General features: G+C 58.3%; 9 protein-coding genes and 1 riboswitch. Of the genes, 7 read left to right on the top strand and 2 right to left on the bottom strand.

The features are described from left to right. The first annotated feature begins 279 nt into the window (after positions 1-279). The 7 genes from VF639_RS06335 to VF639_RS06305 all read left to right on the top strand — a co-directional run bounded on the left by VF639_RS06335 (position 280) and on the right by VF639_RS06305 (position 8,157). The gene (locus VF639_RS06335) at positions 280-852 is read left to right on the top strand and encodes an AAA family ATPase (protein WP_331145047.1); all 573 of its coding nucleotides are present in this window, start codon (positions 280-282) and stop codon (positions 850-852) included. 258 nt (positions 853-1,110) lie between these two features. Continuing rightward, positions 1,111-1,312, top strand: a riboswitch (cobalamin riboswitch). A gap of 30 nt (positions 1,313-1,342) precedes the next feature. After that, complete coding sequence (locus VF639_RS06330) at positions 1,343-2,557, top strand: ABC transporter substrate-binding protein (protein WP_331145046.1); 1,215 nt, start codon at positions 1,343-1,345, stop codon at positions 2,555-2,557. Next, positions 2,554-3,651, top strand: a complete 1,098-nt coding sequence (locus VF639_RS06325) for a FecCD family ABC transporter permease (protein WP_331145045.1) — start codon at positions 2,554-2,556, stop codon at positions 3,649-3,651. Before VF639_RS06330 ends, VF639_RS06325 begins: the two co-directional genes overlap by 4 nt. Before the next feature lie 3 nt (positions 3,652-3,654). Then, the gene (locus VF639_RS06320) at positions 3,655-4,689 is read left to right on the top strand and encodes an ABC transporter ATP-binding protein (protein WP_331145044.1); all 1,035 of its coding nucleotides are present in this window, start codon (positions 3,655-3,657) and stop codon (positions 4,687-4,689) included. A gap of 57 nt (positions 4,690-4,746) precedes the next feature. Beyond that, positions 4,747-6,951 (top strand): TonB-dependent receptor, encoded by a 2,205-nt coding sequence (locus VF639_RS06315; protein ID WP_331145043.1) that lies wholly within the window; start codon positions 4,747-4,749, stop codon positions 6,949-6,951. A gap of 46 nt (positions 6,952-6,997) precedes the next feature. Continuing rightward, positions 6,998-7,525 carry a bifunctional adenosylcobinamide kinase/adenosylcobinamide-phosphate guanylyltransferase gene (locus VF639_RS06310; RefSeq protein WP_331145042.1) on the top strand — a complete coding sequence of 176 codons (528 nt, stop codon included), beginning with the start codon at positions 6,998-7,000 and terminating at the stop codon, positions 7,523-7,525. A 23-nt stretch (positions 7,526-7,548) separates the two neighbouring features. Continuing rightward, a complete protein-coding gene (locus VF639_RS06305) occupies positions 7,549-8,157 on the top strand; it encodes a cob(I)yrinic acid a,c-diamide adenosyltransferase (RefSeq protein ID WP_331145041.1) in 609 nt (202 codons plus the stop codon). Between the two features lie 338 nt (positions 8,158-8,495). Here VF639_RS06305 and VF639_RS06300 read toward each other — a convergent pair whose 3' ends face one another. Both VF639_RS06300 and VF639_RS06295 read right to left on the bottom strand, forming a co-directional pair. Next, positions 8,496-8,957: a hypothetical protein gene (locus VF639_RS06300; protein ID WP_331145040.1), complete on the bottom strand. Its 462-nt coding sequence runs from the start codon at positions 8,955-8,957 to the stop codon at positions 8,496-8,498. A gap of 471 nt (positions 8,958-9,428) precedes the next feature. Beyond that, positions 9,429-10,287: dihydroorotase (locus tag VF639_RS06295; protein WP_331145039.1), on the bottom strand; the 859-nt coding region annotated here is incomplete at its 5' end.

Here is a 10,287-nt window from a genome sequence, read left to right as displayed (position 1 = left end):
AATAGTTGAACGAGTTTTTAACGGGTGCTGTCGCTGCCAGGCAACCGCTTTATGGTCGCCCGCCAGGACTACCAGCGGGGGTAGTGCCGCCGGGCGCCACTACCCCCGCTGGTAGTCCTGGCGGGCGACCATAAAGCGGTTGCCTGGCAGCGACAGCACCCGTTAAAAACTCGTTCAACTATTCTCATCAGAGCTTTTCTTCTCAACTGCAGCGCAACTAGATGACAATTAGACCAATTCTTTGATCGAGGCTACCTTTCGCCTCGTTAATTGCGTTGCATGTCTTACTACCTTATTTCCGGGGGGCCCGGTGCCGGTAAATCCACCCTCTTAGCCGCGCTGGCCCAGCAAGGCTACGCGTGCGCTCCTGAAGTGTCGCGGGAGCTGATTCAGGAACAAGTGGCCCTGAGCAGTGATTTAGTGCCTTGGCAAAACCTGGCAGGCTTCGCCGAACTCGCCCTGGCCCGCATGAAAGCGCAGCATGAGCAGGCGCGGCAGCGCGGCGGCACCACGTTTTTCGACCGGGGCATCCCCGATATTATTGCCTATTTGGAAGTAGGCGGCGTGCCGGTAGCCGACGCTTACTACCACGCGGTGCAACAGCACTCTTACCACAAAGAGGTGCTAATGGCACCACCCTGGCCAGCTATTTATGCCAATGACGCCGAGCGTTGGCAAACCTTTGCCGAGGCGGTGCAATTGTACAAAGCACTATGCTCTACCTACGAGCGGTTGGGTTTTCAACTCATAGAATTGCCGCTGACCTCCGTGGCTAATCGGGTTGATTTCGTGCAGGAATGGCTATCGGCCGGGCAAGTGCTGAAAGTAAACCAGGATAAACACTTGCTGTAAAGCGCGGCTCACCTTTTGAACTAGGGGAGAGGTGTCAGTTTTAGGCACTATAAAACAACTGAAGCCGAGCTATTGTGATGAAGACGGGTAATCAGGCGCGAAGTAGGCTCCTTTGCCGTCACGTCAACTACAACTTGTTGATTGTTAGTATAAAGCACCAAGACATCAGTCATGGTTTCCTTCCAGAAAGCGGCCTTATACCTGGCTATTTAATGCTCATGTCTCTTTACTCGAATAGGCTTTATCTTATTTCGTGTTAGCTTTGCCCTCAGTAAGGGTAGTTAGTTCGGACTTTCCGGGCTGGCTTTAAAAGGGAATCCGGTGTAAATCCGGGACAGTCTCCGCTGCTGTAACCCCCACCAAAAACCGGTCGATACGTCGCGCCACTGTTCCGCCAGGAATGGGAAGGCCTTCGACCGGTGGGGGAAGTCAGAAGACCTGCCACTTGCAACATACAGTCACAGCTTTCGGCAGAAAGGCTCGTTGTACCATGCCCCAGACCCCGCTTTCCTCCGGCCGCGCCGGGGGTACCTCCTCTCTTTTTTCGTGTTGGCTCCTTGGGCTGCTTCTGCTTAGCCATGTGGCAGGCTTCAGCCAGAGTCCGGCAACTAAGCCGGCGCCAAAACCCGCCGCCAAAGCAGCGGCAACGGTGCGGGGCCGCACCAGCGTGCAGTACGCCAAGGGCTTCACTTTAAACTACGTCGGCAACTACAAGGTGCTCACCATCCTGAGCGCGTTCGAGCAGAAAACCACGGCCACGCGCTACCTGCTGGTCCCGCGTGGGAGTACTCGCCCCGCGGGCTTTGCCGGGGTTCAGGTGATAGAAACCCCGATTCGCACGCTGGTAGGCTTGTCGTCGATGCACGTGGCGCTGGCCGGCTTCCTGGGGGCCGACGACCTGTTGGTCGGGCTCGGTAGTTTTAAATACGTTACGGCGCCGCGCGTGCGTCAGCGCATTGCCGCGGGCAAGGTTCTGGAAGTGGGCCAGGGCAAGGAGCTCAACAACGAACAGCTTATTGCCCAGCACCCAGACCTCGTGATGACCACCGGCTGGCCCGGTGAGGGACTGCCACGCTTCCAAACCCTGGCTGCGGCCGGCGTACCGGTTATGATCAACTCGGAGTGGGTGGAAACCACCCCGCTAGGTCGCGCTGAATGGATGAAAGTGATGGCCGCTCTGCTCAACAAAGAAGACCTGGTAAACCAGAAATTCAACCAGGTGGCGCAGGAGTATAACCGCTTGGTGGCCCTCACCAAGAAAGTAAGCAAGCGGCCCACGGTGGTAGTAGGCATGCCCTTCAAGGACGTTTGGCACGTGCCCGATACCGACAGCTACCTCACGCAGTTTCTGCGCGACGCCGCGGCCACTTACCCCTGGGAGAAAGCGAAAGCTCCGAGCGGTAGCCTGGCCCTTTCGTTTGAGGCGGTAGCCCCCGTGGCCCTCAGGGCCGACTACTGGCTGCAAACCGGCTCGGCCAAAGCCAAGGCCGAAATTGTGGGACAGGATGCCCGTTACGCCGCGTTTGGTCCCTTCAAAAACAACCGGGTTTACAACAACAACCGCCGTACCAACGCCGAGGGCTCCAACGACTATTGGGAATCCGGGGCGGTGCGGCCCGATTTGGTGCTGGCCGACATGATCAAGATTCTGCACCCCGAGTTGCTGCCTACCTGGCAGTTGCGCTATTACCAACAACTCAAGTGAGTGCTACGCTAACTACGGCCACGCCTGTCGCACAGTCACTCACGCAAGCCGCGCAGCGGCGCCGGGCGGTTTGGATGCTGGTGCTATTAGGGCTGGTGGCGCTGGGCTTCGTGCTTGATATTGCCCTGGGCTCGGTCCGGATTCCGTTGCCCGCCGTAGTCGACATTCTGCTCGGGCAGCCTACCGATACGCCGGCATGGGAGTTTATTGTCCGGCAGATCCGGCTACCCAAGGCCCTTACTGCCTTGGTGGTTGGCAGTGGGTTGGCGGTGAGCGGCTTGCAGATGCAGACGCTCTTTCGCAATCCGTTGGCTGGGCCTTCAGCGTTGGGCCTCACGGCGGGCGCAGGACTAGGTGTAGCGGCAGTAATGCTGGCCAGTGGCAGCGTAGCGGGCGGATTTGCGATTCGGGCGTTGGGCGTGGCGGCCAGTTGGGCGCTCGTGCTGGCAGCTACCACCGGCGCGGCCTTGGTTATGGCACTGGTGCTGCTGCTCTCGGCCCGCTTGCGCGACAACGTGGTCATGCTTATCGTCGGCTTGATGATTGCCAGCGTCACTGGCGCCATTGTCAGCTTGTGGCAGTACTTCAGTGCCCCCGAGCAAATTCAAGATTATTTGCTGTGGACGTTTGGCTCGCTGGGCGGCGTAGTAGGCAGCCACTTGATGGTGCTGACGACCGTAGTAGCCGGGGGGCTGGTCCTGGCCTTTGCTTCGGCTAAATCCTTGAATGCTTTGCTGCTCGGCGAAAACTACGCCCGCAGTATGGGGCTGGCCGTGAAACGCTCGCGCACGATGCTTATTCTGAGCACGAGCTTGCTGGCGGGTGCCATTACGGCGTTTTGCGGGCCTATCGGCTTCGTGGGCATTGCGGTGCCCCACCTTACCCGGGGCTTGCTGCGCACCGCCGACCACCGCGTGCTGCTGCCCGGAGCCTGCCTGGTGGGCGCCGCCCTCACGCTAGGTTGCGACTGCCTGGCCCAGCTGCCCGGTAGCCAGACGGCCCTGCCCATCAACGTGGTAACCTCGCTGCTAGGGGCGCCGGTGGTGCTGTGGGTGGTGCTGAGGCGCCAGAATATTCGCTCGTCGTTTTCCTGATCTATGTTAGTGCCCGCGCCCCTGCTTGCCGCCGACGACCTGGCAGTGGGTTATTTCTCTTCCCGAAAAACGCCCCACGCGGTGGCTGAAAACCTACGCCTGGCGCTGTGGCCCGGCGAGCTGGTGTGTTTGCTCGGTCCCAACGGAGCCGGCAAATCCACGCTGCTGCGCACCCTGGCGGGCTTGCAGCCACCCCTGCGCGGTCACCTTACTCTCGGGAGTACATCTATTCTGGACTTGAGCGCTCCGGAACGGGCCCGCCAACTGAGCGTGGTGCTCACTGACCGTCTGGATGCTGGCAACCTGACCGTGGAGGAACTAGTAAGTCTGGGCCGCCATCCGCATACCGGCTGGCTAGGTCGCCTTTCCGCCCACGACGAAGCGCAGGTGTTGGCCGCGTTGGCTGCCACCAATACCACCAGCTTTGCCCGCCGCCCGGTAGGAGAACTTAGCGACGGTGAGCGGCAGAAAGTGCTGCTGGCCCGTGCCCTGGCCCAAGACACGCCCCTAATTTTGCTCGACGAGCCCACCGCCCACCTCGACTTACCGAACCGCGTAGCATTGATGCGCTTGCTGCACAACCTGGCCCGTCAAACCGGCAAGGCCATTCTGCTCTCCACCCACGAACTGGACTTGGCCTTGCAAGCCGCTGACCGGGTATGGCTGCTTTCGGCCACGGGTACGCTGCATGCGGGCACACCCGAAGATCTAGTACTGAGCGGCACGTTCGCGGAGGCGTTTGCGCGTGAAGGGCTGGCTTTTGATCCGGCCACCGGCACTTTCGCCTTGCACGCGCCCGCCGGTCCGGCCGTGCAGCTGCTGGGTGAAGGCGCCGCCGCCTTTTGGACGCGCCGTGCCTTAGAGCGCGAAGGCTTCGTGCCGACCACTGCCCCCGCGCCCCTGCGCGTGACCACACCTGCTACACCCGAAGCTGATTTCTGGCTTAGTGAGTTGGCTGGCCAGCCTACGCAGCAGCACCAAACCATAGCCGCACTGCTGGCAGCGCTGCGCCTGATTCCTGAAAATCATTCTGTTTGATTCTGGCACTAGTTACCGAAACAGGTCGCCCTTTTTATTTTCCTTATTGCTAAAGCAATGAAAAACAGTTTTTTACTCGCCAATCCTGCTTCCACTTATGGCCTGCTGCCGCTGCTGGGCACCGCGCTGCTGACCGGGGTCGGCCATACGGCGCAAGCCCAGGCGGTGGCCGATACGCTGAAGCGCCAAAACCTTACCGAGGTGGTGGTAACGGCGACGCGCTCTACTACCGAGCGCCGCAAGGTGCCGCAGCAGATCGAGGTGATTTCCCGGCAAGACATTCAGCAAACTCAGGCGCTGGACTTCACGGATGTGTTGAAGAAAAATGCCTCGGTAGATATCATTCAGTATCCAGGGCTGCTGTCGGGGGTGGGCATTCGGGGGTTTCGGCCCCAAACCGGCGGGCTAAATCAGCGGGCGTTGCTGCTGGTGGATGGCCGGCCGGCGGGTACGTCCAACCTGTCTACGCTTGACCTGGGCAGCGTGGAGCGGGTGGAAGTGCTGAAAGGCCCGGCCTCGGCGCTTTATGGCTCGCAGGCCATGGGGGGCGTGGTAAACGTGATTACGCGCCGCTCGCGCGGGCCGGTGCGCAGTTCGGTCTACACCGAGTACGGCAGCTACGAAACGTTCCGGGCCGGCGGCGCCACCGGCGGCAACGTCACCGATAAGCTGGATTTCGACCTCTCGTTCGGGCTCTTCGACCGGGCGCAGGACTACAAGCTGGGCAAGAAAGGCTTGTTCCGCAACTGGCTTGACGCGGGCAGTGCCACCAAAACTTTCGCCGACGGCCACTCCGAAGAAACCGACGACCAGCGCGGCGATGGTACGCGGCGCAGCTTCACCAAGCTCAACTACTACTCTGGTGCGTTGCGGGTAGGCTACCAGGTGGCCGAGCACTGGCACGTGGATGCCCGGGTGGAGCGGTTTGTGGCTCGCAACGTGCAATCGCCCAACGACATCTTCTACGGCAACGTCGGGCCTTCGACCAAGGATATCGAGCGGCAGAATCTCGAACTCAGCGCGGTAGGTGACTACGAGCATCACCAGTTGTTTGTGCGGGGCTACGGGTCGGGGGAGTTCAACAACAACAATACGCTACCGGCTACCACGCCCGCGTACCGCTCGTTCCAAAGCAAAAACTACTGGAAAGGCGTGCAGGTGAAAGACGTTATCAAGTTCGGTCAGCAGCAGCTAACGGTGGGCATCGACCACAACGAAGCCACCAGCCGCTCGCACCGCTTTAGCACCACCAGTGCCGAGCTAGCGCCTTTTAATCCCAACTACGAGCTCAATACCACTGGCCTCTACGTGCAGGGTCAGCTAAGCTTGCTAGACGAGAAGCTGATTGTGACGCCGGGCGCGCGCTACGACTTTATCACCTATGATGTAAAAAGCACGCCGCTACTGACTACGTTCACGCCGGGCAAGGAAACCAACCCCTTTTTCAGCCCTAGCCTGGGGGCACAGTACCGGGTGCTGGAGCCGTTGCGCGTGCACGGCACCATCGGGCGGGCCTACGTAACGCCCGACGCTTACAACGTGGCCGGGTTCTCGCAAACCATCAACGCCGCCAACCAAGCGGCTATTACGCAAGGCAATCCGGATCTGAAAAACGAAAATAGTGTGACCTGGGATGCGGGTTTGCGCTTCGATAAGCCCGAAATCGGGTTGACCGGCGACGTAACGTACTTCTCAACCAAAGTAAAGGACCGCATAACGACCCGCACCATCAACCCCACCGGCGAAACCACTCCAGAAGGCTATATAGTACGCTCGCGCACCACCTACTTCAACGCCAACGACAGCCAGATTCATGGGCTCGAAGCGGAAGTGGGCTACGATTTCGGGGCAGCCAGTGAGTATGCGCACTCGTTGCGCGTATATGCCGGCGGCACCCGGATGCTGAAGGCCGAAGACGTGGTCAACAACACCGACGGTACCGAAACCCGCCGCGGCATTCAAAACGTGGCCCGTTTCAGTCACAACTTCGGCGTGTCGTACGACAACTTCAAGGGGTTAAATGCGCGCCTGAGTGGCCGTTACGTCGGCCGCCGCCGCGACACCGACTTCACCGACGTAAACTCGCCCCTGATCCTCTACCCTGAGTACATGACCATGGACTTCTCGGTGACCGGCACGTACGCGCAGCAGCACGCCCTGACCCTGTACGTCAATAACCTCACCAACGAGAATTACTACGAGAAGCGCGGCTACAACCTGCCCGGCCGCAACGTAGCCGCCCGCTACACTTTGACTTTCTAGGCCGCTGGCACTTAATCAGTAACCGGCCATCTCGAATTCCCGCTTGATGGCCGGTTCAAACCTGAATCAGATGCTCTACTATATTTCCGGCGGGCAGCGCTCCGGCAAAAGTCGTTACGCCCAGGAGCTAGCCCTGCAACTCAGCTCCTCGCCCGTGTACCTGGCCACTTCCCGCGCCTGGGACGACGACCATCGCCAGCGCATTGCCCGGCACGTAGCCGACCGCGACGCCCGCTGGACCACGATGGAAGAAGAAAAACACCTTAGCCGCCTCGACCTCACGGGCCGCACCGTGGTGGTGGACTGCGTAACGCTCTGGCTCACCAATTTCTTCACCGACACAGAATACCAGGTAAACCAAGCCTTGGCGTTAGCTCAGCAGGAATTCGATTTACTGCTACAGCAAGACTGCACGCTGCTCTTTATCAGCAACGAAATCGGGATGGGGCTGCACGCCCCGACCGAGGCCGGGCGCAAGTTCACCGATTTGCAGGGTTGGATGAATCAGTACATTGCCGCGCGGGCGGATAAAGCCATTTTCATGGTTTCCGGCTTGCCCCTTACCATCAAATAACTAACCTCACCAAGCGGAAAATCATGAAGATTTACACCAAAAAAGGCGACAAGGGTAACACTGGCCTGTTCGGCGGCTCGCGCGTCGACAAAGACGACGTGCGGGTGGAGTGCTTCGGCACGCTCGACGAAGTGAATTCCACCCTTGGCTTGCTGCGCGTGAAATTGGGGGCGGAACATGCCTGGCAGCCCAATCTGCACCGGATTCAGAAAGACATGATGGACATGATGTCGCACCTAGCCCGGCCTTCCGATGCCAAGAAAGTCAACCCCAACCCCATGCCTACCGACGGCGCCGGTTTCTGCGAAGCGTGGATTGACGAGCTGGAAGGCCAGATGACTTCCGCCTCCGATTACTTCCTATTGCCCGGTGGCAACGAAATATCGGCCCTGTGCCACGTGGTGCGTACCCAAATGCGCCGCGGCGAGCGGCGGCTAGTGACCTTGATGCGCGTCGATATGGTCGACGAAGCTATTCCCGCCTATATTAACCGCCTGTCCGATCTGTTTTTCACGTTGTCGCGCGCGGAAATGGACAAAGCAGGCGTGGCGGAAGAGAAGTGGCAGCTGTTTCTCTACAAGCGCTTTAAAAAGGCTGATGAAGCTCCAAAAAGCGAGGAATCAGCTAGTTAATTAGGCAGGAAAGTCCTTTACCTGCTGCTGTAAGCTGGGCAAGTGCTAATAGCTTTGCTTGTGTTACTGAACAGGTTCAATTATAGCCACGAAACATAACAACGAAAAACGGCCCTCTTACTGTAGAGGGCCGTTTTTTTGCGGTTACCACTGTAAAGCGGTACTAATAGGTAGACCTTTTTTACTTTGGGCTTTGCGGTCAGCTTCTTGCCCCCGATAACGCTGCTTCGAGTCGGTGCTGGTAAGCTGGCCGGTACTGCGTGATTCTTGTTTCAGCAAGAGGTAGTATAGAAAGCAAAACGGATGTTATCTGGCGCAACAGGAATGGGAAACCAAGATTAGTCGCCGAGTGGGTTTTGGATTTTGTCCCCGGTTTGAATACTCCATTCCCCAACGAAGGCATTGTTGCGGTAAATGCGAGCCCGCAAATCCGAAGTGTAGGTAATGGGCTTAAGCGGGCGATTATCGATGCCCGTTAGCTCGTCCGCATCAGTTTGTAACTGCTTGTAGGAGAAGCCGCCCAAATTTTCGTAGGTGGTTGACCCCGTGTAGAGCCGGTAGGTTACCTGCATCAAAGCCGGCTTGCCGGTGTGCTTGAAATGGAACAATACCCGTCCGTTCGGCTCATCGGGGTTAGGGTCGTAGATTCCGTAGTTGGTTTGCCCAAACTCACTGGTTTGTACGGGCTTACCGCTCAGGCGAGCAACCTCTTTGGCTTCGTCGGGGCTGACGTCGTCTTTCGAGCAGCTAGTAGTAGCGAGCAGAGCAGAAGCGGCAATAAAAAGGAGAAAATGTTTCATGTGCACAAAGTTAGTCAGGGCTATGATAGCGGGCACGTATACTTACTTAATTCAATAATAGTTATCATTTTTCTGTTGAAATTAGATTTTTCTTGGTCAAGTGCCACGTTAGAAGCTTACTTATTGGCTATCCGTTTGCCGGTTTATTTTAAATATAGCTCTGATTGTCAAACTTATGGCTCTGAACTTATGCTTGTAAATTATTTTCAAGGTGCTAAGGGTAAGACGATAAGTATCCACTGAAAAACGAGCCTGATTGGTGGCAATGATACAGTCATAATTATCGGCGGGATAGCCTAAACCGTACCACAAGGGATGGTGGGTGACTCCGTTTCCTTTTCTGGCTACTCGTAAAACGGGCATTGGGTTGGAAACTCCTACCACGGCCACAAATCTACTACTGCGGCACAAGCGGTAGCCCGAAAATCCGAGGCGAATCCTGAAAAAGACCGGTCTCAGCCCAACGAGCGGCTAGCGTTCCAGCAGGATTTCCGTACCTAAAATCACCAGGTCTACCCGGCCTTTCAACGTCTGGTCGATGAAGGGCGTGTTCTGGGATTTGGATTTCATGAACTCCCGCGTGAAGGTCGTTTCTGCTTCGGTATCGAACAAGAGACACTCGGCTTGTTGGCCGACTTCGATGGCGGCTACCGGCAGGCCCATCAGGCGGCGGGGCTCCGCCGAATAGCGCTTCACTACCACGTCCCACCCAAATTTTCCGGGCCCGACGAAGTGGTGATAGAGCGACACCAGGGCCGTATCCAGGCCCGTGATGCCGTTGGGCGCGCTGATAAAATCTTGTGCTTTTTCGAACGGCGTGTGCGGCGCGTGGTCGGTGGCAATGAGGTCGAATACGCCGTCGATGAGCCCTTCGAGCAGCGCATCACAATCCGCCTGCGTCCGCAGCGGCGGGTTCATTTTGTAGTTCGTGTCGTAGTCGCCGATGTGCTCGTCGGTGAACATCAGGTGGTGCGGGGCCACTTCCGCCGTCACCTTCACATCGCCGCGGGATTTCCACCAGCGAATGGTTTCCATGCCGAGCTTGCTGGACACGTGCTGGATGTGCACGTGCGCGCCCGCCGCCCGGGCCAGGCGGATGTCGCGGTCGATGATGATTTCTTCGGCGCACGCCGGCGAGCCCTTGATGCCGAGCCGGTAGCTCATCACCCCTTCGTTCAGGGCGCGCGGTCCGGCCAGCTCCGGCACCTCGCAGTGGCTGGCGAAAAACATCCCAAACTCGGTGGCGTACTGCATCGCCCGCAGCAGCACCGCCGGGTCGGCGGTGGTGTCCCCGTCGTCGGTGAGCATTTTCACCCCCAGCTCGCGCATG

This window comes from Hymenobacter sp., from assembly GCF_036387835.1.
Classification (GTDB): Bacteria; Bacteroidota; Bacteroidia; order Cytophagales; family Hymenobacteraceae; genus Hymenobacter.
The sequence above is the reverse complement of the archived record's forward strand: the minus strand, read 5'-3'. Positions and strand labels throughout refer to the sequence as shown.

Coding starts and splice junctions, on each gene's coding strand:
- VF639_RS06300 (WP_331145040.1), bottom strand. CDS start 8,957: ATGAAACATTTTCTCCTTTTTATTGCCGCTTCTGCTCTGCTCGCTACT.
- VF639_RS06320 (WP_331145044.1), top strand. CDS start 3,655: ATGTTAGTGCCCGCGCCCCTGCTTGCCGCCGACGACCTGGCAGTGGGT.
- VF639_RS06315 (WP_331145043.1), top strand. CDS start 4,747: ATGAAAAACAGTTTTTTACTCGCCAATCCTGCTTCCACTTATGGCCTG.
- VF639_RS06330 (WP_331145046.1), top strand. CDS start 1,343: ATGCCCCAGACCCCGCTTTCCTCCGGCCGCGCCGGGGGTACCTCCTCT.
- VF639_RS06335 (WP_331145047.1), top strand. CDS start 280: ATGTCTTACTACCTTATTTCCGGGGGGCCCGGTGCCGGTAAATCCACC.
- VF639_RS06305 (WP_331145041.1), top strand. CDS start 7,549: ATGAAGATTTACACCAAAAAAGGCGACAAGGGTAACACTGGCCTGTTC.
- VF639_RS06310 (WP_331145042.1), top strand. CDS start 6,998: ATGGCCGGTTCAAACCTGAATCAGATGCTCTACTATATTTCCGGCGGG.